Source organism: Kitasatospora sp. NPDC088346 (assembly GCF_044740765.1).
Taxonomy (GTDB): domain Bacteria; phylum Actinomycetota; class Actinomycetes; order Streptomycetales; family Streptomycetaceae; genus Kitasatospora.
In genome coordinates this window covers 124429-148015 of the sequence record NZ_JBIURH010000008.1, presented here as the reverse complement: position 1 = coordinate 148015, position 23587 = coordinate 124429, and the positions used below count along the sequence as shown (strand labels likewise).

Genomic DNA, 23587 nt, shown 5'->3' with positions numbered 1-23587 from the left:
GTTCGTCAGTCGCCGGTGAAGCGGCGGTAGGCGGGCGCCAGCAGGTCGGCGAGGTCCCGACCGCGCAGGGTGATGCCGGACGGACCGAGGCCGTCCAGCACCGGGCCGTCCAGCGCCGGGCCACCCGGGGACGCGCCGCCCCGGGACGCGCCCGGCCGCACCCCGGTCCCGTCGTCCGGCGCCCGCAGAGTGAACCCGCTCCGCCAGAAGTCGTCCAGGCAGTCGGCCAGCGGCCGTTCCCCGGGCGGGGTTGCGCTCATGGTCGTTCTCCGATCGCGTCGGCCGACAGGGTCAGCAGGTCGCGCAGCTGCTCGGCGGGGAGTTCGGTCAGCCACTGCTCGCCCTCGCCGACCACCGTGCGGGCCAGGGTCCGCTTGGTCTCGACGAGTTCGGCGATGCGCTCCTCGACCGTGCCCACGCAGACCAGCCGGCGGACCTGGACGTCGCGGTGCTGGCCGATCCGGAAGGCCCGGTCGGTGGCCTGGTCCTCGACGGCGGGGTTCCACCAGCGGTCCAGGTGGATCACCTGGTTGGCGGCGGTGAGGTTGAGGCCGGTCCCGCCCGCCTTGAGCGAGAGCAGGAACACCGGCGGCCCGCCGGGCGATTGGAAGCGGGCGACCAGCTCGTCGCGCCGCCGCTTGGGGACGCCCCCGTGCAGGTACAGCACCTCCCGGCCGAGCCGGCCCGCCAGGTACGGCTGGAGGCGGGTGCCGAACTCGGCGTACTGGGTGAAGACCAGCGCCCGGTCCCCCTCGGCGAGGGCCTCGGTGAGCAGCGCCTCCAGCCGCTCCAGCTTGCCCGAGCGGCCGGGCAGCGCCGAGCCGTCGCGCAGCAGCTGGGCGGGGTGGTTGCAGACCTGCTTCAGCCGGCCGATCGCGGCCAGGACCGCGCCCTTGCGCTCGACGCCGCGGACGCCCGCGAGGCGGGCCAGCAGGTCGGCCACCACCGCCTGGTAGAGGCCGGCCTGTTCGGCGGTGAGGCTGCACCGCACGGTGAACTCCTGCTTGGCGGGCAGGTCCACGGCCACCACCGGGTCGCTCTTGTGCCGGCGGAGCACGAAGGGGCCGGTGAGGCGCTGGAGCCGGGCGGCGGCGTCGAGGTTCCCGGACTGCTCGACCGGGATGGCGAACCGCTCCTTGAACGACTCGGTGCTGCCGAACAGGCCCGGGTTGGCGAAGTCCAGGACGGCGTGCAGCTCGGCCAGCCGGTTCTCCACCGGGGTGCCGGTCAGCGCGATCCGCGGCCCGGAGCGCAGCGAGCGGATCGCCCGGGACTGGCCGGCACCGCTGTTCTTGATGTGCTGGGCCTCGTCGGCGACGATCCGCCGCCAGTGGGTGGTGCGCAGGGCGGCCAGGTCGCGCTGGACCAGTCCGTAGGTGGTGATGACCAGGTCGGCGGTGGTGTCGGGCCGTTCGCGGTCCGCTCCGTGGTGGACGTGCACCCGCAGCGCGGGGGCGAACCGGGCGGTCTCCCGCTGCCAGTTGCCGACCAGCGACATCGGGCAGACCAGCAGGGTCGGACCGGTCGCACCGCGGGCCTTCTCGACGGCGAGCAGGGCGAGGGTCTGCACGGTCTTGCCGAGCCCCATGTCGTCGGCGAGCACGGCGCCGAGGCCGAGTCGGCCGAGGGCGTCCAGCCAGGCGAGTCCGCGTTCCTGGTACGGGCGCAGGACGGCCGTGAACCCGTCGGGCGGCTCCGGCGCGGGGGCGTCGACGACGGCCCGCCCGGCCAGCAGGTCGCCGATCGGGCCGTCGGCGTGCACGGCGGTCACCGGCAGTCCGGGCACCGGGGTGGTGTCGGCGAGGGCGAGGCGCAGCAGTTCGGCGGTGTCGAGGACGCCCGCGCCGTGGCGGGTGAGGAAGTCCAGGGCGGCGGCGATCTGGCCGGCGTCGACCTCCACCCACTGGCCGCGCAGGCGGACCAGGCCCTGCTGGGCGGCCGCGAGTTCGGTGAGTTCCTGCTGGGTGAGGGCGAGTTCGCCGACGGCGAGCTGCCACCGGAAGTCCAGGACGTCGTCCCGGTCGATCCTGCCGCGGTGCTGGACGGCTCCCGGTGTCGGGGTGCGGGCGGTCAGCAGGAGGCCGAGCCGCGGACGGCGCCGCCACCAGGCGGGGAGCAGCACGCCGAAACCGGCGTCGGCGAGCACCGGGGCGGCCTCGCGCAGGAAGTCGAGGGCCCCGGCGCGGTCGAGGCCGAGCCCGGTGGGCCGGGAGGAGCGCAGGGCGGGGCGCAGTTCGGGGCGGTGCAGGGCGGCGCGTTCGAGTTCGGCGCGGTACAGCTCCGCGGGGTCGGGCGCGACGGGGGCACCGGCGTCGGAGGCGGTGGGCCCGTCCGGCGCGGCGACCGCGACGGTGAGCGCCGCGGTGAGTGCGGCGGCGGCCGGGCCGTCGGCCCACAGGTCGGCGGCGGTGACCAGCAGGGACGGGCGGTCGACGGGCTGGAGCAGGAAGTCGAGGCGCCAGTCGTCGACCACGGGCAGGCCGTCGGGGTCGTCGTCGGCCGGGCCGAGCGGTTCGGACAGGCGCAGGCACAGCCGCAGCGGCCGGTGCTCGGGACGCTCGCCGTACCAGGCGGCGAGCCGTTCGCGCAGTCCGGCGGGGGCGGGGGCGAGGCGCCCGTCGGCGGTGACCAGACGCCCGTCGGCGGTGGCGAGGGCGGCCAGCCAGCGTTCCGCGGGCCCGTCGCCCGCGGGCCGGCCGGTGTCCGCGAGGGCGGCCCTGGCCTCCTGGTCGACCAGGGCGTCGAGCAGGGCGTCCAGCAGGCCGCGGCCGCCGGGTTCGCCGCCGGGGAGGTCCTCGGCGCGGCAGATCGGCGGGCAACCGGCCGCGAGAGCGGCGGCCTCCTCACGGCCGGCGTCGTCCGGGGCGGCCTGCCAGCGGGCGTACGCGGCGCCGTCCTCCTCCCGGAGCACGGGGAGCACCCGACCCCGGCCGAGCAGGCGCCAGGCGAGGTCGTGGACGGCGGTCAGCCAGCGCAGCGAGGCGCCGTAGGCGACCTCGACCGGGCCGGTGCCGGGGAGTTCGGCGGTGGCGCCGGCCCAGTGCGGGTCGTACAGGCCGCCGAGCAGCTGGGCGGCCTCGGCGGGGTCGAAGAGCAGGCCGGGGACGCGCCAGGAGGCCAGTTCGACGCCGCCGGTGGTGGCGCCGACGGGCAGGTCCGGGGAGGGTGCGGGGCGGCCGCCGAGGGTGGGCAGGCGCAGGCCGGTCCAACGTTCGGCGCCCTGCTCGGCGAGCCAGCCGAGGCCCGGACCGATGCCGCCGAGCAGCCGGGCCACCGTGGCGGCGGGACAGGCGTAGGGGTGGGCGCGGCTGCCGGGCTCGGCCCGTGCGGTGCGGAAGGCGTGCGCGTCCTCGGCCCACAGCGCGAGGCGGCCGTCTGAGCGCCAGATCGCGTGCAGGGCGTACATCCGGGGCCTTCCGTCGGGGGCGGTCCGTTTCACCTTAGGGCGTCGGTCGCCGCGCTATCGAGGACCGGACCTGTCCGCATTCGTCGATAGCGTCGGTACCACCGGAAGCGTGGGGCGGCCGACCGGGCCGCCTGCCGACCGGTCATCCCGGAGCCGACGAGAGGCGATCGAACATGCCCACCCTGGTGAACGCCGAGACCGACGAGCGCGAGGCCCTGCTCTCCTTCCTGGCCGCCCAGCGCGGCGGGCTGCGCCGCGCGGTGCACGGCCTGACCGAGGAGCAGGCGGCGGGCACCCCGTCCGTCAGCGCCCTCTCGCTGACCGTGCTGATCAAGCACGCGGCGCGCTGCGAGCGGTTCTGGATCGCCGACAACCTGATGGGGCGGGGAGCCGACAACGGCCGCGACGGGAACGACTGGGCGGACGAGTACCGGCTGACCGAGGGCGACACGCTGGCGGCCTGGCTGGAGACGTACGAGCAGGTCGCGGCGGAGACCGAGAAGGCCGTCCGGTCGCTGCCCGACCTGGAGGTGGACTTCCCGCTGCCGGTGGCGCCGTGGTTCCCGCCGAACAGCCGCCGGTCGGCCCGCTGGGTGCTGCTGCACCTGATCCAGGAGGGCGCCCGGCACGCCGGCCACGCGGACATCATCCGCGAGTCGATCGACGGGAAGACCGCCTTCGAGCTGGTCGACGAGGTCGCCGCGGCCGAGGCCCCCGCCGCCTGACCGGACCGCCCGCCCACCCGGACCGACCGGACCGACCGGACAGTCCGTCCGACCGGACCCTCCGGTCGGGCGGGGCGGGGGCCGCCGGACGGCGCGCGCGGGGAAGCGGTCCGGAACTTCCCCGCACGAGTGGTTGAACATTGAACGAATCGGGTCTATGGTGGAGCCATCAAGTTGAAGCCTAAACAAAAAGGCTTCCGACCCGAGGAGCAACCATGGGCATCTTCAACCGCCGCAACGACACCGCCGTCGCCGAGGCCCCGGCCGGCCCGGACCTCGCCCACCTGACCGGCGACTACACCATCGACACCACGCACAGCCGGATCGGCTTCGCCGTCCGCCACGCGATGGTCACCAACGTCCGCGGCGAGTTCACCGAGTACGAGGGCAAGCTGCACCTCGACGGCGCCGACCCGGCCAACTCGACCGCCGAGCTGGTGATCAAGGTCGCCTCGGTCAACACCAACCAGGCCCAGCGCGACGAGCACCTGCGCACCGGCGACTTCTTCGCCGCCGAGACCTACCCGGAGATCACCTTCCGTTCCACGGGCGCCGAGGTGGTCGACGCCGACACGTACCGCATGCACGGTGACCTGACCATCAAGGACACCACCCGCCCGGTCGTGCTCGACCTCGACTTCACCGGCTCCGCGACCGACGTCTACGGCGCCGAGCGGGTCGGCTTCGAGGGCGGCACCACCGTGGACCGCACCTCCTGGGGCCTGACCTACAACGCGGCCCTGGAGACCGGCGGCGTGCTGATCGGCGAGAAGGTCAAGCTGACCCTGGACATCTCCGCCGTGAAGGCGGCCTGATCCGGCCACCTCGGCCCGGTGTCCCGGCACCGCCCCCGCCGCCCCCCTGTCGGCGGGGGCGCCGCCGTACCCGGACGGAACGCGCACCCACCCAGCGCCGACGCCCGTCTCCCCGGCCCCACCGCCGACGCCCAGGCCCGAGGGTCCGTAGGCCCGCAGGCCCACATGTTCAGCCCGGCAGCAGGGCGGCGTCCTCGGCCGGCAGCCAGCTGCCCGGCGGGCGGCGCAACCAGCCTTCCCCCGAACCGATTTCGACGGCCGCGGCGCACAGCGCGGCCAGCCCCGGGTGCCGCAGGTCCGGCCGGTGCACCAGGCCCAGCAGGCTGAGCGGCACCGGATCGACCAGCGGACGGGTGACCCCGCCCGGGATCTGCGGGCCGCCGGTGGTGGAGAGCACCGGTTCGCGGTGCCGGGCCAGGTAGCGGCCGAACTCCCCCAGACCGACCGCGGGCGCCCGCCCGGGTGCGGCCCGCAGCCCGTGCGCGTCCAGGAGCCGGCGGCCGAGGTCCGTCCACTCGCTGGTCGCCGGATTTCCCGCGCAGATGTCCACCGGGTGTCCTGCCAGCGCGCGCAGCGGCACCTCCGCCCGCCCGGCGAGCGGATGATCCTCCGGCAGGATCACCGCCATCCGCTCCAACCGCACCGGGACGTGGGAGAGTTGGGCACGCAGCGCGGCCGGCAGCCCCGCGAAGCGGCCGAAGGAGACGTCGAGCCGGTGCTCGACCAGTTCCCGCGCCGCGGCCGCCAGACCGCCGTGGAACCGGGCCAGCAGCTCCTGCTCGGGCAGCGCCCGGCGGGCCGCTTCGAGCACCCGCCCCTCGGCCGGATCGGAGCCGCCCGGCTCGCTGTTGACGTCGACCAGCAGCGGCCGGTTGTCGGCGGCCGTCAGGATCTCGTCGTGCAGGGCCAGCAGCCGCCGGGCCTTGGGCAGCAGCGCCCGGCCGGCCGCGGTCAGCTCGACGCTGCGGGTGGAGCGGTGGAACAGCGAGTCCCCGAGGGCCCGTTCGAGACTCCGGATATCCCGGCTGAGCGCTTGCTGGGCGAGGTGCAGCCGCTCGGCGGCCCGGCCGAAGTGCAGCGTCTCGGCGGTCGCCACGAAGCCGCGCAGCAGGCGGGGGTGCAGGTCACGGGGCATGCCGCAGAGATTAACAACAGAGGTGCGTCAATCGGTCCGAACAGGTGTTGGACCGCCCGCGGACGCCCCCGCCAGGCTGGGATCCCGCCCCGCACCGATCAGGAGCCCAGCCCCGTGTTCGCGCCGTACCGCCGTGTCCTGTCCGCCCCCGGCAGCCTCGCCTTCACCCTGGCCGGGCTGCTCGCCCGGCTCGCGGGCGGGATGACCGGCGTCGCCACCCTGGTGCTGATCGCCGACCGCCGCGGCTCGTACGCGCTGGCCGGCGCCGTCTCCGCCACCGGGGTGATCGCCTCCGCCGTGGGCATGCCGCTGCTCGGCCGGCTGGTCGACCGGCACGGCCAGGCCCGGGTCGCGGTCCCGGCCGCGCTGGCCGGCGTCGCGCCGCTGCTCGGACTGGTGCTCTGCGCCCGTACCGGCGCACCGGACTGGACGCTCTTCGTCTGCTGGGCGGCCGCCGCGACGGCGCCCAACGTCGGCGGTATGGCCCGCGCCCGCTGGGCCCACCTGTACCGGGACGACGAGACCGCCCGGCACCGCGCCAACTCCCTCGAACAGGCCCTGGACGAGCTGTGCTTCATGACGGGCCCGGTCCTGGCGATGCTGCTGAGCACCGGGATCGCCCCCGAGGCCGGCCTGCTGACCGCGGGGGCCCTGGGCACCGGCGGCGTCCTGCTGTTCGCCGCCCAGCGTTCCACCGAGCCGCCGGTCCGGCCGGCCCCAGCCGGCGGCCGGACCCCGCTGCGCTCGGCCGGGCTCCGGGTGCTCGTCCTGACCTTCCTGGCGACCGGCGTGGTCTTCGGCTCGCTGGAGGTCACCACCGTCGCGTACACCGACGCGCTCGGTCGCAAGCCGCTGGCGGGGGTGCTGCTGGCGCTGGTCGCTGCCGGGTCCTGCGCCTGCGGGCTGGCGTTCGGGCTGGTCCGGCCGCGGCGTCCGGCGGCGGCCCGGCTGCTGGCCGGGGTGGCCGCGATGGCCGGCCTGCTGCTCCTGCCGGCCGCCGCCGCCCTGACCGGGGCCGGTCTCGCCGTGCTCGCGGTGGCCCTGCTGGCGGCCGGCTGCGGGACGGCACCGACCATGGTGAGCGGCATGACGCTGGTTCAGGAGCTGCTGCCGCGACGCCGGATCAACGAGGGCATGGCGGTCGCCGTGTCCGGGATCCTGGTCGGGATCTCCCTCGGCGCGGCCCTCGGCGGCGCGGTCGCCGAGCGGACCGCCCCCGGCACCGGTTACTGGGTGCCGGTCACCGGCGCCGCACTGGCCCTGCTGACCGCCACGGCCGGACGCCGCCGGCTGCACCGCCCCGCCTGACCCGCGGTCGCCCGGGCATCCGGCCACCCCCGGGGAGGCCCACACCGGCCGAAAACCCTCGGCGGCCTGTCGGTGGCGTCCGTTAGCGTCCCCCCATGGACCCGGTGATCACGTACCTGCGCGGCGACGCCACCGCGCCGCAGGCGAAGGGCCCCAAGGTGATCGCGCACGTGTGCAACGACCTCGGCGGCTGGGGCAAGGGTTTCGTGCTCGCGCTGTCCCGGCGCTGGCCGGAGCCGGAGGCGGCGTACCGGCGCTGGCACCGCGGCCGCGCCGGGAACGACTTCGGCCTGGGCGCGGTGCAGCTGGTCCAGGTCGGCCCCGCCCTGTGGGTGGCGAACATGATCGGCCAGCGCGGCATCAGGACCGGGCGCTCCACCGGGGTGCCGGTCCGCTACGAGGCGATCGACGCGGCCCTGGCCCGTCTCGGCCCGCAGGCCGTGGACCTGGGCGCGTCCGTGCACATGCCGCGGATCGGCTGCGGGCTGGCCGGCGGGCGCTGGGAGCGGGTGGAGCCGCTGGTCCGGGCCCGGCTGACCGAGCGGGGCGTGCCGGTCACGGTGTACGACCACTGACGCGGGCGGCGGGCCAGCCGTACTCGTACTCGGGCAGCGTGTGGCCGCCCGGGAGGACGGCCGTTCCCTCCGCCGTCCGCACGCCGCCCTCGCGCTCGTAGAAGGCGAGGGCCCGGACGTTGGCGCGCAGCACCTCCAGCCGGACCGGCGCCGGGGTGCTGTCCAGGGCGGCCCGCAGCAGCCGGCGGCCGATGCCGCCACCGGTGCGGCCGGGCCGGACGTGCAGGTTGTCGATCAGGGCCCGGCCGTCCTCCTCCGGCACCAGGTAGGCGAAGCCGAGCAGGTCGCCGCCACCGTCCTCGGCGATCAGCAGGGTCGGGGTGTTGGCCGGCTCCCCGTAGTCGGCGCCGAGCCGGATCCGCCAGAGCTCACGCCGCTCCGCCGGCATCCCCTCGCCGAGCACCTCGTCCGGGACCAGACCCGCGTAGGCCGTCCGCCAGCTCTCCGCGTGCAGGGCCGCGACGGCGTCCGCGTCGGCCTCGCCGCCCACCCTGATGACGATCTCCGATTCCATCGCCCCACCCTCCCACACGGGCCACTTGAACATGTTCAAAAGAACCCCTACAGTCATGCCCAGAAGGTTTTGAACACGTTCGAAACGGAGTGGTCCCGATGGACTACGCAGTTGTCAGCTACGCCGCCTACCTCCCGATCGCCACCGGCGTCACGGTCTGGGTGGCCCGCACCCTCAGCCGGAACGGCCGGATCTTCCTGGCCGACGTGTTCTCCGGGGACGACCGCCTCGCCGACGCCGTCAACCAGCTGCTGGTGGTCGGCTTCTACCTGATCAACCTCGGCTTCGTCGCGCTCTGGATGCGCAACAACGAGGTGGTGACCGACCTCAAGGACGTCTTCAACGCCCTCTCCTACAAGCTCGGCACCGTCCTGCTGCTGCTCGGGGTGATGCACCTCGGCAACGTCTACGTGCTCAACCGGATCCGCCGCCGCGGCAGCCTCGACAAGCAGCAGCGGCCGCCGGTCCCGCCGCAGGCCTGGCTGCAGCCCGGCCAGGCCTGAGCGGCCGGCCATGACCAGCCCGGCCACGAACGGTCCGGCCGCCGGCGGCCCGATGCCGGCCCACCCGGCGGCGACGTACCCGGTCACGGCACTGCCGCCGGTACGACGGCTGACCGTCCTGCACGACCCGAACTGCGGGCTCTGCCGGCACCTGACCCGGTGGCTGCGCACCCAGCGCCAGCTGGTGCCGCTGGAGTTCGTCCGGGTCGCCACCGAGGAGGCCCGGGCGCGCTACCCCGGGCTCGACCACGACGCCGCGCTCGGCGAGATCACCGTGGTCGGCGACACCGGGGAGATCTGGCGCGGGGCACCCGCCTTCGTCGCCTGCCTCTGGGCGCTCGCCGGGCACCGGGCACTCGCCCAGCGCCTCAGCACCCCGGCCGGCCTCCCGCTGGCCAGGGCCGCGGCCTACGCCGCCAGCCAGTACCGCGCGGCCACCGGCGCCGGCCGGTCCGTACCGGGTGCACAGGGGTCACCCGGTACGGACCGGCCCGGCGGGTCGGGCGTCGATTGCGACTCGGGGACCTGCGCCCTGCCGGGCTAGGCTCAGGGACCGTGGACGACGTGGCATCGACTCAGGGTGAGCAGGGCGGGAGCGGCGGACCCGGCACCGCCGGGCGGACCGCCGGGGACCTCGCCGCCGGTACGGGCAGCACGCCCGTACCGGCCGGCGAGGTGCGCGGCGGCCGGGCCCTGCCCAAGACCGACAAGAGCGAGCAGACCAGGGCCCTGATCCTGGAGACCGCCATGCGGCTGTTCCAGGAACGCGGCTACGACAAGACGACGATGCGCGCGATCGCCCAGGAAGCCGGCGTGTCGGTCGGCAACGCCTACTACTACTTCGCCTCGAAAGAATTGCAGGTCAGGTCTAGTACGGGTTCCACCTGCGTGGCCGCCAGCAGTCGGCGCCCGAGGTCCGTCCAGTCCTGCGGCGCCGCCGGGTTCGGCCCCCCGAAGATCCACCACACCCCATCCGCTGCTGCCGGGTCGCGCGGCCCCGCCTTGCACGGGATTCCCTGGCCAGCCAGTAGGGCAACAGCGGCTTCCGCATCCATCTTGATCATGGGGGCAGGCTACCGCCCGGGGACTACGCGGGGCGGGGTTTCGCAGACCCCGGCCCGGTAGGGTCGGCCAGCGTGGACAAGCCGAACGAGACTGGCGCCCCCGAGCTGCCCGGCGGGCGGGCGCTACCCAAGACCGATAAGAGCGAGCAGACCCGCGCGCTGATCCTCGAAACGGCCATGCGCCTGTTCCAGGAGCGCGGCTACGAGAAGACCACCATGCGCGCTATTGCCACCGAGGCGGGAATCTCGGTCGGGAATGCTTATTACTATTTCGCCGGAAAAGAGTTCCTAATTCAGGGATTCTATGACCGGATGACGTACGACCATGCCGCGGACGCAAGAAATCGAATGGCGGAAACCAGCGATTTCGCGGAGCGCATGGAAATTGCCATTACGTCGTGGATCGACACAGCCGCGCCCTACCATGAGTTTGCCGCCCAGTTTTTCCGCACGGCAGCGGACCCGACTAGCTCTCTAAGTCCGTTCTCCAACGAGTCTCATCCGGCGCGGGCCACGGCCGTGGAGCTGTTCCGCGACGTGCTCGCCGGCTCGGAGCTGGCACCCAAGCTGGACGCCGAATTGGTGGAGCTGCTGCCTGATGTTTTGTGGCTGCATCTCATGGTCGTGGTCCTGTATTGGGTATTCGATCGGACCGAGGACACCGAGCGTACGCGGGAATTCGTTCGGCGCTCCACCCCGATGGCCGCACGGATTATCAACCTGTCCCGCTACCGGGTGTTCCGCCCGATCGTCCGCGACGCCAAGGGACTGATCCAGGATTTCATCCTGCCCACCATCGGCAAGGCGGCGATCAAGTAGCAGATAGCCCCGCCCGTGCGCCGGGGGATGCGCACGGACGGGGCGGTCGGTGGGGTCAGCGCCCAGCGGAAGCCACCAGCGCGACCAGGACGGCCAGCACGCCCGCCACGGACACGGCGTAGGCGACCAGGGTTCGGCGGGGGTCTGTGAGGCCCTGCTGTGCCCTCTCTGCGGCCTCTCGGTAGTCGGCCTGACCGTCGTCCAAGGGGAAGGTCACGCCGATGCTCCAGCAGGGCCGGACGCGAGTGCTTGCCGGGGGAATCGCTCCATGGCGCGGAAGAATCCCAGCGACTCGGAGTTCTCGGCCTTGAGCACCGCGAGGAACGCCCGGAAGTCCCAGGGGTCGAACCCCTCCACGCTCCGCAACGGTCCGATTTGAGGGTCACGCTCAAGCGCGCTCAGCAGCGCGTCCAGGTCGGCCCCTGTCTCGTTGCAGAACGTTTCCATGGCGATGATGAACGCCGCCTTCATCCCCAGGTACGCCGCTGTTGCAAACTGCGCCAGTTCGTCCGGTTGCTGCTGCTCGCTCTCGCCCACGTGCGGGTCCTTCCGGGTGGTGCCCGGCTACCCCCGGGCCGCGCGGGCTCCGGGAGTAGCCGGGGGTGTGGGGGTGGGGTGGTGGTGTCAGGCCGCGTAGAACAACCGGGTGGCCTCTTGGATGTCGTGGACGGCCCGCGCGAAGTCCTCGGGGGTGCCGCCCCACGGGTCAGCGATTCCCGTTCCCAGCATCCGGACCGTTCGTCCGGGGGCCAGCGTCTCGACGGCCTTCGCCGTCTCGCCGTCGACGGCCACCAGGTCGTCCGCCCAGTTGATCAGCTCGGTGTCCAGCAGCGCCCCCCGATGCCCCGTCAGGTCGTAGCCGAATGCGGCGGCAGCCTCGATCATCAGGGGGTGGGCGGGTTTGCCCACGTGCCAGTCGCGGGTGCCGGCCGACCGAACGTCCAGTGTTCCGCCGGACCGCTCGGCGATGATCAGCGCGGCGATCGGGGAACGGCAGATGTTGCCCTTGCAGACCACCAGGACGCGGCGCCTGGTCCCGGCCGGGCTCACCGGTCCGTCACCCTCTCCAACTCGAACGTCAGGACGCCCAACGCTTCCTTGTGGGGCGGGAAGATGGCGTAGATCGCTTCAAGCTGCTCGGCCTCGGTCGCCTTCGGGTTCACAGCCTCGACCTTCTCCGTCCCGAACATCTCCTTGAACGTGGCGTACTTACCGATGCGGGTCACCCGGGTCAGGGCCGACTCATCGCGGCAGGTGAAGTTCAGGAGGTCGCCGACCTTGATGCGCCGCATGGAGTCGTAGGCCACCCGGACCTCAACCGTCTTGCTGCCGTCGGCGATCATGTCGAAATACTGCTTGTAGATCTGGATGTTGCGCGGTCGGCCATGCGCCTGAGACTGGTTCTTGGCAGGCTGGCGACTGGTCATGAGTCGTTCCAATTCGGTGGTGGTGTAGGGCCGGTAGAAGTGCCTCGGGTCGGAGAGCAGCAGCTCTCCCAGGTCCGAGAGCGCGTCTACGTAGTCCTCTGGAGTTCCGGGCCAGAGCGCGGGATTGAGCATCCATCGGAAGCCCTCCCCGGATGCCGGACGCCCGGACTCGGCCAGCTCACGGAGCAGGCTCTTGGAGAGCTTCGCGCCGTCGGGGCCGAGAATCTGCGGGGTGAAGATGCGGACCGGCGCGGTAGCCATGGCGCCGATGGCGGCGTGTGCGCCGTCAACGAGCTGGCAGCCGAACGCCCAGTCCCCGCCCTTCACCATGACGTGCAAGGTCCCGTCCAGGCGGTAGGACCGTTCCTTGACGACGTTTCGGTACAGCGTCGCCAGGTCCAGGTAGCCACCGCCCAAGGGCGTGATGTCGGCCTCGTAACGGCCGTGTTCGAAACACACCGACTCGAACAGAGCGCCCGAGCCATCGAGTTCGAGCAACCGGGTTCGCTCGGCGTACTTCTCCGCCCAGCCACACACCGGGCACGGGATACGGATGTGTGCCGACCCGGAGTGCGGGTCCAGCCAGTAGCGGATGCTGTCCAGTTCTTCCAGCGTCCGCAGGAACTCCGCGCGGAACGTGGGGCCAGCCTGCTGCGCCGTGTAGGTCGTCAGGTGGTAGTCCACGCCGGTCCGGAGGGACAGGGAGTCAAACAACGGCGTGTAGTGGGTTCGCACCAACTCACCGACGGAGGCCGGTCCCAACTCGTCGTAGTACGTGCGCTGGTACGTGTGTCCGCTGGCCGGGTCCTTGGTCGTCACCGCCGGGGCGTTGTCCAGGGCGTAGAACTCCACGTCGGCATCAATGCCGTAGGCGTCGCGGGCGGCCTCGGCCACCAGGAACGACAGGCTCTGCACCATGTGCGTGCCGATGTGCGGCGCTCCGTTGATCTGCGTTCCGACCGTGAAGCGGATGCGGTCCGTTCCCTCGGCCATGATGCGCGGCCGGAGCACGTCCAACACGTCCTCAACTGCGTTCGCCAGCACGGTGTTCGGGGACTGAAGTTCAACAGTCACACTCATCGTGCGCCCTCCCTCTGGTTGATGCTCGGATGAGGTAGTGCTGTGCTGTGCCTTGCAGGTTGCGGCAGTTGCGGAGTCTGCCGCGCGGTGGTGCGGACCGAACGGGCCTCTCTGACCCCGGCGAAGAACAGGCCCAGCCCCGAGGGACGTATGGCGTGTGCGGCCACTAGTCCCCCGTGTTGCGGTGCCGCCGGGGTCGGTTCTGGCCTCCCTGCCTGGGGGGTCGGCCAAACGAGCCGGCCGACGGCTTACGGCAGACCGGGCGGTCCTCGGGGTCCGGCTCGACCGGGGGTTCCCGACGGCTGGCGCGAGCCAGGAACGCCCAACTTGCCTCGGTCTCCTGGTCGCCCTGGTCGTCGTCGCCCGGAGGCTCGCGGAGCGCTGCGGCGCTCACCCGGCGGTCCGGAGTTCCGGCGTGGTGAGGCCCCGACGGCATCCGGGGCAGGTGCACCCGATCACGGTGTGCGGGACCACGGCGAGGGCCGTGGACGGGTCGTAGTCGTCCAGGGGCGACCAGCCATCGGGGAGCGCGTACGGCTCCTTGGCGGGGCGAACCTGCTCGGGGTCCGCATACGTCCTTCTGGTCTTTCTCCTGCTCGCGCCGGACATCGCTGGTCATCTCCTAGCACACCGGGGAAATGTGGTAGCGCAAAGCTACCGGTGTGCTACAGCACGGGAGTATGGTTGTCGGTGACCTAGCGCACTGACTCTCCGTCACACCCCAGGGGGCACCCCTATGCCAGGCACCAGCCACCCGTTCACCCGCATCGCCGACCACTACCGGACGGCCATACTGTCCGGCGAGCTGGAACCCGGCACCAAGCTGCCCAGTCAACGGGAGCTCTGCCAGCGCTGGAACGTGGCCAGCGCCACGGTCAGCCGAGCGCTCCAGTCACTCCAGGTTGAGGGCTACATCCGAACGAGCCAGCGCGGCACGTTCGTCGCCGACGAACCGGCGGTCGCGGCGTCCGGCCGTGACCGTCTACTCCAGGTCCACCGCATCCGTACGAGCCTGATGATGGGTGAGACGAGCGTGGTCACGCGGGCCGAGCTTTGCCAACCCCCGCTGTACGTCCAGGACTTGTTTAACCTCGACCCCGGGGACCAGTTGGTCCGCCGGGACTTCGTGGTGGGCAAGGGTCGGCAGCGGCTCATGTTTCAGGGGGTGTACTACCCGGCAGAGTTCGCCGCCTTGGTCCCCGAGCTGCTGAGCACTGCGCCCGGGAAGAACGCGGGGCTTCTGGCGAAGATCCTCGACGCCACCAACCGGACCATCAACCATGCCCGTGATGACATGCACGGCAGGGCGGCGAACGCCCGGGAAGCGAGCGCGCTGGGCATTCAGATCGGTGCCCCCATCCTGGCCGGGGTCCATCGCTGGTCCGACAACGACGGGATCATTGAGTACGGCGAGTGGTGCATCCCCACCCGCTTCACGATCGGGTACGAGTACAACCCGCAGGCACTCAGCTGAGACAGCAGGACGCGCAAGAGAACCCCCGGCCGGTCTGGTCGGGGGTTCTGTCGTCAGGGCCGCTACTCGGGCTCGGACTCGTCCTCGGCCTGGCCCTCGGCCGGCTCCAGGAACGGGAACGGGTCGATGGGCTTCCCGGCCGCCTGCATGGCGGCCTGCCAGTCGCTCACGGCGGCCTGGCCGCAGCGTCGTGCCATGTCCTCGACTAGCCAGTCCTCAAGGGTCGCGGACGGCGCTATCTGCCCGTCCAGCCACTCGGTACACAGTTCCCGTAGGGAGAGGCTGGCGATCATCGCCCGTGCCCTCTCGAAGTCTCTCCGGCCGGGCGCTACCCCGTCGGCCCCCCGCCGCTTTCGCTGAGTCATGGCCGCAAACGTAACAGCGTGCTAGCACGCCAGCAACGGCCGGGTGGCAGTCGGACTAGGCCCCAAACGAAAAATGAGCCCCCGACCGGTTAGGCCGAGGGCTCATTTTGAATTGGTAACACTTTACGCATTCATTGCCCTACCTTTCACATTCGCATTACCGCTTCGGCGAATAGCTTCGGCACGGCCGCGGGGACTCAGGAGTAGTCGGGTGGTCCGCATTCCATTTTGGTCCGGTTCGGTGTCGATTATCGCCAGCCTTTTGCATACGAGTGAGAGCATGACCGGGTAATCCGGCCCTATCTCCAGAATGTCCGGCGTTTCTGCGTACGCCGTAAGGAGAACCGAAACTTCTTCGGTCGTCAGCGCAACCACGGGTGTCCCCCTTGCCTCAGTGACGCGACGACCGAAAGCTAACATGCAGGTGGTTCGAACTTGAAACCGATCATTCAGGCGGCGTCGCGGATGGTCCCGACAGGCTCAGAAATGGGCGCGCTCCCACACATAGAACACCTGGTCAGGGGCGTACGGGTGCCATCCTGGGGTGCTGTCGAATCGGAGCAGGACCACCCGTTTGTCATCTCGGCGCTCGAATTGGACGGCCAGCACGACGGGCCGCGCCGTGGTGCCGACCACGTCCCCGATTGCAAGACTTGCGGCAGGCTTGGCAGTTCTCATGGTCACCTCTCGGGCAGTGTGAGATCTCACTCTGGAACGACGAAACGGCCCCCGACCCTCACGCGGAGAGACGGGGGCCGGCTGTGCCGGGCACTAGGTCCAGCGGCTTTGTCCGAGTAGGTATCGGGCCATTTCCATTCGGCTTTCTGCCGAGGTGGACGGGCCGAGCATTTCGGTTGCGCGGATAAAGGCGCGCTCTCGGTCCTCGGTGCCCGGGGCGGGCATCATGGACTCGGCGAAGGTCGCGCGGCGGGCCGCTTTGTCCGCCCATTCTTCGGCCTCGACCATTTCCGGTGTACGGGGGTCGACAGGTGGGGGTATATCGGTGGGGCCAGGCAGGGCGGTGGCTGCTGCCCGGTGGGCGGCGCCGGTCCGACCGAGGCGGCGGACGGCCACGGCCAGGGTGTCCACGTCCTCGGGCCGCAGGTAGAACCCGCCGACCGCTTCCCCGCCCTCGTGCGTGGTGATCAGTACGTCCCCGTCCTTGTCGACCTTGAGGACCAGGGCGTCCCCGTCGACGTGGTGGTCCTCGAATCGGTACTCGGTGCGTTCGGGCAGGTTCACGGCCGTTCCTCTCAGAAGCGCCAGGACGTACCGGTCCGGCCCTCAAGACTGCGGATGATGTCGGCACGCGCACGCCGGGCCGCCTCCGTGCGCTGGCGCTCGGTCTCGGCACGCTTGCGCTCGGCCTCGGCCTTCGCGTCCTCCTCGGCCTCAAGGCGCTTGCGCATCGCCTCGGAGGTGATCCGGTTCGCCTCGGCGGTCAGCCACGCGGCGAGTGCCTGCATGTGCTCCGGCTCAAGGCGGGTGTTCGCGGCGGCGGCCAGCAGTACGCCGCCGATGTCCCCCTCCGGGGCAACCAGGGTGATGCGGCCCGACTTGGCGTTCATGGTGGTGACGGTGCGGGTGTTGAGCTTGACGGACATGCGGTTCTCTCCTGGTGCAGTGTTAGATCTAGCGCTGGTCGTCGTCATCGGTGGGGTCGAGTAGGTCGGCGGCCCATGTCGGGCCGGTCGGGTCCTCGGCCAGGTCGAGCACGCTCGCGCCGGCTAGGGCGGCGTCCTCGGGGGTCATGTAGCGGGGCACGGTTCAACTCCCGTGTGCGGAGGGGCGGTTTAGGCGGCGATGGATTCCGCGGTGGCAAGGGCGTCCTCGAAGTCCCCGTAGCTGCGCCGGAGTTTGGCCAGGCCAGCCGACTTGTGGGCCTTCACGGCGGCCGTGGTGGTGCCGATCTCCCCCGCTATCGCCTCAAGGTCGGGGGTCACGTCCGCCCCGCGCATGCCGATGGCGGACACCTTGACCAGCCACGCGGCGCCCGAGGTGCCATACGTGTGGTCGATCACCTGGCGCTGGGTGGGCGACAGCTTGGGCAGTAGCACCCGGTTCACCAGGGCGGTGCGGGTGTGCTGGTCGTGGGCTACGTCGTCGCGGACCAGGCCGAGGGAGGCGTCAGCCTTGCCCTGGCGCTCGGCCCATCGGTCCTGCGGCGACTTCACCCGGTCGCCCCGGAACTTGAACTCTCGCTGCGCGGCCTCGGCGTCGTCGTGGGTCATGGTGTCGAGTGCGACCGGCGGGGCGAACGCCAGGCGGGCCGCGCGGGCGGACTCCCGCGAGAGGCGGTGCTTGGTGTCCGGCAGCGTCCTGACAAGGGCCTCGGCGGCGTCGTGGTCGCCGTCGGCCTCCCGCAGGGCAGCGAGGTAGGTCCGGGCGTCGCGCTGGTCGACGCCGGGCGTCGTCTCCTGCCAGGCGGCCTGAGAGATGGCGTTCTTGATGCGGGTCATGGCGTACGTGGTGAAGGTGGCGGCCGGCTGCGGAGAGTAGTCCTTGAGGGCCCCCAGGATGGCCATCCGTCCTTCCTGCGCCATGTCGTCGCGGTGTGCCATCCCGTTGGCGGTGCGCTCGGCACGCTGGTGGGCCAGGGCGATGACGGCGCCCTCAAGGCGGGCAAGGACGGCCTCGACGGCGCGGGGGTCGCCAGCCTGTGCGGCGGCCACGGTGGCGGCCAGGTCGTCGGCGTCGGCGGGGATGTTCGGGCAGGTCAGGGCGTGCGTCATCGCGGCTTGGCTCCGTGGTGCGGTGGCTGAGTCGCGGGGGTTGATGGGGGCCGGTAAAGGGCCCCGAAAGGGCATGGACATGCCAGGGCTTGGGGTGCAGAACGGCAGTCGGGGGCCGTGCACGCGCCGAGCTAAGTCCCCCGCGCGAAAGGGAAGTTAAGGAATTTGGGCAGGCCAGATAGCGGCGCGGCGCGCGCTACGGCTGCGCCGACCGGTGCCTAGATATGCGAAAGCCCCCGCCCGTCCGGGATCGCCGGACGAACGGGGGCCAGGAGAGGCGCTAGAACGCCGTTGTGCCCGCCGTCGACCGACCGGAGGGCAGGGAACCGCGCTGGCTCAGCGCGTGGGCGAGGATCGCCACACAGGCCCGCAGCAGGCGGGCGGTCGCGCGGGCCACGGCCACGGTGCGGGCGGCGACACGGAAGGGCAGGACGGCCAGGACGTGAAGGAAGGCCAGAGCGCCGGTCAGCCGGCGAACCCGGACCAGCTCGGCGGCGGCGTGTACCTCCCCCGAGCGGGCAGCGCTGACGATGGCCTCGGCCACCAGGACGCGGGCCGCCATGGGGTAGTTGGACAGTGTGAACCGCAGGTACACCCGGACGGCAGCGAACATCACGTCCCGGCCGATGCGGGCCCGGCCAGCGTCACGCCGGACGGTCTCCAGAACGCGAGTGGCGGCGTCAAGGAAGAACGCGCCGAGGCGCCGCAGCAGCGTGGCGCGGGTAGCGCGCACAGCCATACGGCCCCAAGGCATGACGCGGCCAAGCTCGGACACAGAGAGTCACCCCCCAAATTCGTTCGTTCGTTCGAGAGAGAACGTAAACACGTGGTTCAGATCTGAACAAGCGTTATTTAGACCCGACCAACCACCGACAACTACGCCGAGTGACGATCCGATGGCACCTTAAGAGATCCTAAAACCCGCTGGTGACAGCCTCGGTCCGGGGCCCATCCTGTGGACGATCAAGTCCGAGGGTCGGTCCGAGCAGCGTTAGATCTGACAGTGCCCGCAGCGAACGCCGAGCACGTCCGCCCGCAGCCACTCCCACGGGTCACGGTCCGACTTGGACAAGTTGCAGGGGGAGCACAGCGGCAGCAGGTTGTAGACGCTGTGCTCACCCCCTCGGGCCAGGGGTTGGATGTGGTCCGCGTGCTCGGGCGGTCCCCAGCAGGCGACACAGGCGTACGCGCCGAGGTCGTCCCACCATCGGGCCAGGGCCTCGGGGGTCACGGTCGGGGGAACCCGGGTGCGGCGCCGGGCCAGGGTGCGGTAGTCCTCGGGCTCGGTCACGCCGCCGCGCCATACAGCGTTCCCCAACTCCGGCCGCCGACCTTGCCCTTGGCGTCGATGCGCACCCCGAACAGGTCCATGGTCATGGCCTTCTCGACAGTACGGCGTACTTCCTCGGCCTCGGCCTTGGGAGCGGACAGGACCACCTCATCGTGGATCGGCAAGCGCAACAGGTCCAGTGCGCCCGCGTCCTGAATGTTGATCAGCGCTTGGCCCAAGAGATCCCGCGCCGTGCTTTGGCACATGTAGTTCACGGCGGCATAGCTTCTATCCCGGTCCAGTGGAACCCTGCGTCCAACCGGGGTCACCAACACCATGTTGTTGGCGAACGCTTCGCGCTGCCAGGCGTTGGACATGCGCTTGATCTCGGGGTAGACGCGCCCGTACGTCTTGCGGGCGTACTGGATTTCGTCCAGCGGGGCGCCGGTCTGGCGGGCGATCGTCTCGGCGCCACCGCCGTAGATGGTGGCCAGGCCCACGCCCTTGGCGAGCCTGCGGTGATCCTGGGTGAACCCGGGGCCGTAGACCAACTGGGCGGTGTAGTCGTGGAGATCCTGGCCGGTGCTGATGGCCAGCTTCATGGCCTTGATGTCCGCGAGGGCGGCCAGGACGCGCATTTCCACGGCGGTGAAGTCCACGGCAACGACCACTTCGCCGGGGTCGGCGAGCAGCGCGCGGCGGATCGTCCAGTCCCCGGACGGGAGCGTTTGGAGCGCCGGCCGAGAGATGGACATACGTCCTGTCCTGGCCTGCTGGTGCCGGATGTCCGGGTGCACCCTTCCTCGAACGTCCATCGTTTCCAGGAAGGTTGAGGCGTAGGCCGTCCTCCACTTGGACGCCCTCTTGGCCCTGACGACGGCCTCGGCCAGGGCGTTGGGCTTGCGCAGGTGCAGCCGGTCCCACGACAGGTCCCGGTCGGCCAGGGCCAGGAGGACGCCCTTGTCGACGCGGAGCTGTCCCCCGGCGGTGCGGTCGGTCAGCTTCTCGCCCATGGCCACCAGGGCGTCCGCCACCTGCGTGGGGGCGTTGATGTTGTCGACGCCGAACCGGGCGGCCTGTAGGGCGAACTGCTCGGCCTCGACCAGGAGTTGTTCGTCAAGGTGGCGGACGTACTCCACGTCCAGGACCATTCCGCGGCGCTGCATCACGGCGCAGATGAACGCAAGGCGGTGCTCGTACTCCACCAGCTTGGGCCGGATGCCCAGGTCCTGGTGCACCCGGCGCATCACCTCCAGCAGCCAGGACCCGAGGATGACGTCAAGTCCCGCGTACAGCTCGTACGTTGGATGCGTCAGTGGGATGCGGCCCCATCCGTTCGCCTTGGTGAGCTTGAGGGCCCGGAACGTGGCGGTGAGGTCCCCTTGGGTGTCCGGGGCGCCCGGGTCGATCCAGTGCGCGGACAAGGGCTTGAGGCCGGTCCCGATGCCACCTTCTTGGGGCTGGCGGGGGTCCACCAGCGTGGCCAGGATCTTGGTGTCCACGGTGCGCGGGTACAGATCCTCAAGGCTCACCCCGAGGTGCGCGTCACAGACCAGCCAGTCGAACGCAGCGTTATGGATGGTGAGTTGCGGCAGGCGGAGCAGCCACTTGCGGGCGGCTGCGGCGAACGGGCCGCCGTACTCGACCGGCAGGACCCACGCCGTGGTGAGGTCACCGAACTGACAGAGCCTCAAGCGGTAGCCGGGCGAGAACACGTCCAGGCCCGAGGTCTCTGTGTCGAACCCGACGACGGCCCCGGACTCGGCCTTGGCCGTGCACCAGGCATCGAACTGCGCCAGGTCCTCCGCCGTCTCGACAACACGGATTTCTACCGGCTGACCGGCGATCCGGTACGGGTGGACCCGCAATGTGGTTCTCCTTGCTATTCGCCCCCGAAGATGCCGGGGCCGGCTGGCGTGGATTCGGCGAGTTTCACGCCGACCAGTGCCATTCCGAAACTGAGTCGCTTACGGGGCACGCCGCGTTCTTCCATGGCGGTGTAGAAAGCACGCCGGGTCCAGCGCTCGCGGTGTTGGAGGTTTTCAGCTTCACACCACTGGAGATAAGCGCTGAATGCGTCGCTGCCCCGAATGTGGTCGTTTTCCGTGGCGGGCACGAGAGTTCCCGGGTAGAACCCGAACAGGGCATCCGATGTTTCCCGGTAGTTCCGGGTGGAGTCCTGCACGACGGGCGGGTCCTGCAATCCGTTGGCGTACCATTCGACGGCCCCGCGGACTGCCCAGGAAATGATTCCCTCGGCCTCGGCGAGCAGGTCTGAGGACAGCTTGTAATCACGCTCGTGCGGCGCGAAGAAGCGGGCGAAAGGAATCATTTTCACGCGGCGCCAAAGGCCGTCGTCCTGGCCCTTTACCTGCGGCTTATGGTTGGTCGCAAGCAAGATCAGGAACGTCGGCTTGTATTCGAAGAATTCCTGTCGAAGGAATCGCGCTGCGACCATGTCCTTTCCGGTCACGCGCTTGATGGTCGCCTCGCTCAGCGGGCGGCCGGCCTCACCTTCCGAGGCCAGGACCAGGCGTGATCCCTTCAGGGCGGCGATGTCGTTGGGGATGCCGCCCCCTCCGGCCCGCTCCTCGAACGTTGCGAAAGGCGTCGTCTTGGAGATCCCGGAAAAGATGCCGGACAGCGTGTCGGTGAAAACGGATTTGCCGTTCGCGCCCTTTCCGTAAAGCACGGCGAAACACTGCTCGTCAACGGAGCCGGTGATCCCGTATCCGACCAGGCGGCGAATGTAGTCCGTGAGTTCCGGATAGGTCGGGAAGATCTCGGAGAGGAATCGGAGCCAGCGCTTGCATTCCGCTTCCGGGCGGTATTCGTAGGGCAGGCAGACGGTCAGCAGGTCGGTTTTCCGGTGCTGTCGCAGGACGCCGGTTCGCAGGTTCACGACGCCGTTCCGGAAGGTCAGCAGTTCGGGCCGGTTGTCGAATTCCCCGGCGTCGACGTAGACCGAGGGGACGGACCGGAGTTCCCGAATGAGATCTTCGATCCGCCGGCTCATGGTGAAGCCTTTCGCGGCACGGGCTATCGGGCAGTCCTTTTCGGGTTCCTGGCCGGTCGCCTTTCGGTCCTCGCGGCGCTTTGCTGCGGCCACGGTCAGCGCGGCGCCCATGGAATGGATGAGCTGGCGGACTTTCACGTCGTCGCGCTCCCACACGCGCCCGTTCCAGACGTGGAATCCGAGGCCGGGGGCGTAGCGGATTCGGCCGTCCGACCACGCCACCAATGCGTGGGCGTTGAGAACGTCGCTGGCGCCGTAGCGTTCCATGGTCCGTTCCAGGACGGACAGGGCGTGTGCGGCGTCGTCCGCCGAGGGCATGGCGGTGCCAAGGTGGGCGTCCAGCTCGGCGTGTCCCTCTCCGGTCGACACCGGTAGGGCCGAGTCGACGGCGGCGCCGAGCTGCTGGACGAACTGGTCGGCGGCGACGCCGCGCCAGTCGGTCAGGTCCATGCCTGTGGCGGGCGGGACCAGGTGGTGAACGTCGAATCCGTACGGGCGCAGGGCCAGGGCAATGGCGGCGGCGAAGCGGTACCCGGCGGCGTCCCGGTCGGACGACACCAGGACCCGCCGACCGGCCAGGCCCTCGGCCAGCTCGGCGGCCAGCTCGGGACTGGCGGCCAGGGACGCGCCCCGGATGACGACGGCCCCGTACCCGGCCGCACGGGCGGTGAGGCCGTCCCCGGGGCCCTCGGTGATGATCACCACGCCCGAGGGCGCGGGAAGGGCGCCGTAGGCCGTCCAGCGCATCCCTGCGGGGTTGGCCAGGGAGAGCCAGCGCTTGGGGCAGCGGCCTGTCAGGTCCCGGCCTTGCAGGCCCTTGGGCAGGCCGTGGAAGTTGCGCAGGGGGACGACCAGGCGCGGGTAGCGGGTGTACGCGGCGGGCAGGTAGGCGAACGCGGGGATGGCGTCCGAGGCGTCGTCCACGCCGAGTTCCAGTTCGGCGGCCAGCTCGTCCCCCACCCCGAACCGGTCGGCCAGGTAGGCGCGCGCGGCGGCGGCCCACTCGGCGGAGTAGTCGAACAGGCGGGCCGAGGCGGCGTCCACGTAGTGGGCCAGCGCGGCGACCGGTGCACCGGACACCAGGTCGGGGCGCTCGGCCGGAGCGGAGTCGACCACGGTTCCCGCCGTGACGTTGAACAGGTCGGACATGGACAGCCCAGCGGCGTTCACCACGGCCGGAGTTGGGCAGCCGGCGCGGCAGTGGACGCCGACCTTGCCGCCCTCGTGGTGGACCAGCAGCAGGGACGGGCGGCTGTCGTCGTGGGCCGGGCAGCGCACGACCACGCCGTCCGGCACGGTCTCGAAGTCGCCCCCGCCGAGGCGGGTGACCAGGCTGTCCATGTCCATGGGGGTGTCTCT

General features: G+C 71.1%; 25 protein-coding genes and 1 pseudogene. 9 read left to right on the top strand and 17 right to left on the bottom strand.

Annotated features, from left to right (window positions below):
- Positions 1-5: 5 nt before the first annotated feature.
- Both ACIOFR_RS14030 and ACIOFR_RS14025 read right to left on the bottom strand, forming a co-directional pair.
- A complete protein-coding gene (locus ACIOFR_RS14030) occupies positions 6-260 on the bottom strand; it encodes a hypothetical protein (protein ID WP_400996169.1) in 255 nt (84 codons plus the stop codon).
- Entirely contained in the window at positions 257-3406 is a 3150-nt protein-coding gene (locus ACIOFR_RS14025) for a DEAD/DEAH box helicase (protein WP_400996168.1), read from the bottom strand. Before ACIOFR_RS14025 ends, ACIOFR_RS14030 begins: the two co-directional genes overlap by 4 nt.
- Positions 3407-3579: 173 nt before the next feature.
- On the opposite strand from ACIOFR_RS14025, the gene ACIOFR_RS14020 reads away from it, so the two are divergent.
- Together ACIOFR_RS14020 and ACIOFR_RS14015 are read left to right on the top strand one after the other, a co-directional pair.
- Positions 3580-4131: a DinB family protein gene (locus ACIOFR_RS14020; RefSeq protein WP_400996167.1), complete on the top strand. Its 552-nt coding sequence runs from the start codon at positions 3580-3582 to the stop codon at positions 4129-4131.
- A gap of 215 nt (positions 4132-4346) precedes the next feature.
- A complete protein-coding gene (locus ACIOFR_RS14015; protein WP_400996165.1) occupies positions 4347-4946 on the top strand; it encodes a YceI family protein in 600 nt (199 codons plus the stop codon).
- Positions 4947-5115: 169 nt separating this feature from the next.
- On the opposite strand, the gene ACIOFR_RS14010 is transcribed toward ACIOFR_RS14015, so the two are convergent.
- Positions 5116-6081, bottom strand: a complete 966-nt coding sequence (locus tag ACIOFR_RS14010) for a LysR family transcriptional regulator (RefSeq protein ID WP_400996163.1) — start codon at positions 6079-6081, stop codon at positions 5116-5118.
- A gap of 114 nt (positions 6082-6195) precedes the next feature.
- Between ACIOFR_RS14010 and ACIOFR_RS14005 the strand changes: the two genes are divergently transcribed.
- Complete coding sequence (locus ACIOFR_RS14005; RefSeq protein ID WP_400996161.1) at positions 6196-7389, top strand: MFS transporter; 1194 nt, start codon at positions 6196-6198, stop codon at positions 7387-7389.
- A 95-nt stretch (positions 7390-7484) separates the two neighbouring features.
- The gene (locus ACIOFR_RS14000) at positions 7485-7964 is read left to right on the top strand and encodes a macro domain-containing protein (protein WP_400996159.1); all 480 of its coding nucleotides are present in this window, start codon (positions 7485-7487) and stop codon (positions 7962-7964) included.
- Here the strand turns inward: ACIOFR_RS14000 and ACIOFR_RS13995 are convergent.
- A complete protein-coding gene (locus ACIOFR_RS13995) occupies positions 7945-8478 on the bottom strand; it encodes a GNAT family N-acetyltransferase (RefSeq protein ID WP_400996157.1) in 534 nt (177 codons plus the stop codon). The genes ACIOFR_RS14000 and ACIOFR_RS13995 overlap by 20 nt on opposite strands.
- A 98-nt stretch (positions 8479-8576) precedes the next feature.
- Here ACIOFR_RS13995 and ACIOFR_RS13990 point away from each other — a divergent pair, with 98 nt between their 5' ends.
- The 4 genes and pseudogenes from ACIOFR_RS13990 (at position 8577) to ACIOFR_RS13975 (ending at position 10864) form a co-directional block, all read left to right on the top strand.
- Complete coding sequence (locus ACIOFR_RS13990) at positions 8577-8981, top strand: hypothetical protein (protein WP_400996155.1); 405 nt, start codon at positions 8577-8579, stop codon at positions 8979-8981.
- A 10-nt stretch (positions 8982-8991) separates the two neighbouring features.
- Positions 8992-9525, top strand: a complete 534-nt coding sequence (locus ACIOFR_RS13985; RefSeq protein ID WP_400996152.1) for a thiol-disulfide oxidoreductase DCC family protein — start codon at positions 8992-8994, stop codon at positions 9523-9525.
- Between the two features lie 131 nt (positions 9526-9656).
- A pseudogene (locus ACIOFR_RS13980) lies at positions 9657-9836 on the top strand (TetR/AcrR family transcriptional regulator); the annotation flags it as partial.
- Between the two features lie 281 nt (positions 9837-10117).
- Positions 10118-10864 carry a TetR family transcriptional regulator gene (locus tag ACIOFR_RS13975; RefSeq protein WP_400996149.1) on the top strand — a complete coding sequence of 249 codons (747 nt, stop codon included), beginning with the start codon at positions 10118-10120 and terminating at the stop codon, positions 10862-10864.
- 55 nt (positions 10865-10919) lie between these two features.
- Here ACIOFR_RS13975 and ACIOFR_RS13970 read toward each other — a convergent pair whose 3' ends face one another.
- The 4 genes from ACIOFR_RS13970 to ACIOFR_RS13955 form a co-directional block, all read right to left on the bottom strand.
- Positions 10920-11081, bottom strand: a complete 162-nt coding sequence (locus ACIOFR_RS13970; RefSeq protein ID WP_199881511.1) for a hypothetical protein — start codon at positions 11079-11081, stop codon at positions 10920-10922.
- On the bottom strand, positions 11078-11401 hold the full coding sequence (locus ACIOFR_RS13965; protein WP_073924527.1) for a hypothetical protein: 324 nt from the start codon (positions 11399-11401) through the stop codon (positions 11078-11080). The genes ACIOFR_RS13970 and ACIOFR_RS13965 overlap by 4 nt, the downstream gene beginning before the upstream one ends.
- 87 nt (positions 11402-11488) lie before the next feature.
- Positions 11489-11914 carry a hypothetical protein gene (locus tag ACIOFR_RS13960; protein WP_073924528.1) on the bottom strand — a complete coding sequence of 142 codons (426 nt, stop codon included), beginning with the start codon at positions 11912-11914 and terminating at the stop codon, positions 11489-11491.
- Positions 11911-13371, bottom strand: coding sequence for an ASCH domain-containing protein (locus ACIOFR_RS13955; RefSeq protein ID WP_073924529.1), 1461 nt, complete (start codon positions 13369-13371; stop codon positions 11911-11913). The genes ACIOFR_RS13960 and ACIOFR_RS13955 overlap by 4 nt, the downstream gene beginning before the upstream one ends.
- Positions 13372-14107: 736 nt before the next feature.
- Between ACIOFR_RS13955 and ACIOFR_RS13950 the strand changes: the two genes are divergently transcribed.
- Entirely contained in the window at positions 14108-14845 is a 738-nt protein-coding gene (locus ACIOFR_RS13950; RefSeq protein WP_073924531.1) for a GntR family transcriptional regulator, read from the top strand.
- A 62-nt stretch (positions 14846-14907) separates the two neighbouring features.
- On the opposite strand, the gene ACIOFR_RS13945 is transcribed toward ACIOFR_RS13950, so the two are convergent.
- From ACIOFR_RS13945 to ACIOFR_RS13905, 9 genes are all read right to left on the bottom strand, one after another.
- The gene (locus ACIOFR_RS13945; RefSeq protein ID WP_073924532.1) at positions 14908-15138 is read right to left on the bottom strand and encodes a hypothetical protein; all 231 of its coding nucleotides are present in this window, start codon (positions 15136-15138) and stop codon (positions 14908-14910) included.
- Positions 15139-15981: 843 nt separating this feature from the next.
- Positions 15982-16452, bottom strand: coding sequence for a hypothetical protein (locus ACIOFR_RS13940; RefSeq protein WP_400996142.1), 471 nt, complete (start codon positions 16450-16452; stop codon positions 15982-15984).
- A gap of 11 nt (positions 16453-16463) precedes the next feature.
- Complete coding sequence (locus tag ACIOFR_RS13935; protein WP_400996140.1) at positions 16464-16814, bottom strand: hypothetical protein; 351 nt, start codon at positions 16812-16814, stop codon at positions 16464-16466.
- A gap of 28 nt (positions 16815-16842) precedes the next feature.
- Positions 16843-16974, bottom strand: coding sequence for a hypothetical protein (locus ACIOFR_RS13930; RefSeq protein ID WP_400996138.1), 132 nt, complete (start codon positions 16972-16974; stop codon positions 16843-16845).
- Positions 16975-17003: 29 nt separating this feature from the next.
- On the bottom strand, positions 17004-17942 hold the full coding sequence (locus ACIOFR_RS13925; protein ID WP_400996135.1) for a sigma-70 family RNA polymerase sigma factor: 939 nt from the start codon (positions 17940-17942) through the stop codon (positions 17004-17006).
- A gap of 280 nt (positions 17943-18222) precedes the next feature.
- Positions 18223-18681: a hypothetical protein gene (locus tag ACIOFR_RS13920; RefSeq protein WP_400996133.1), complete on the bottom strand. Its 459-nt coding sequence runs from the start codon at positions 18679-18681 to the stop codon at positions 18223-18225.
- A 252-nt stretch (positions 18682-18933) separates the two neighbouring features.
- Positions 18934-19233, bottom strand: a complete 300-nt coding sequence (locus tag ACIOFR_RS13915; protein WP_400996130.1) for an HNH endonuclease — start codon at positions 19231-19233, stop codon at positions 18934-18936.
- Complete coding sequence (locus tag ACIOFR_RS13910; protein WP_400996127.1) at positions 19230-21080, bottom strand: DNA polymerase; 1851 nt, start codon at positions 21078-21080, stop codon at positions 19230-19232. Before ACIOFR_RS13910 ends, ACIOFR_RS13915 begins: the two co-directional genes overlap by 4 nt.
- Before the next feature lie 14 nt (positions 21081-21094).
- Positions 21095-23575 (bottom strand): phage/plasmid primase, P4 family, encoded by a 2481-nt coding sequence (locus ACIOFR_RS13905; protein WP_400996125.1) that lies wholly within the window; start codon positions 23573-23575, stop codon positions 21095-21097.
- Between the last annotated feature and the right edge of the window lie 12 nt (positions 23576-23587).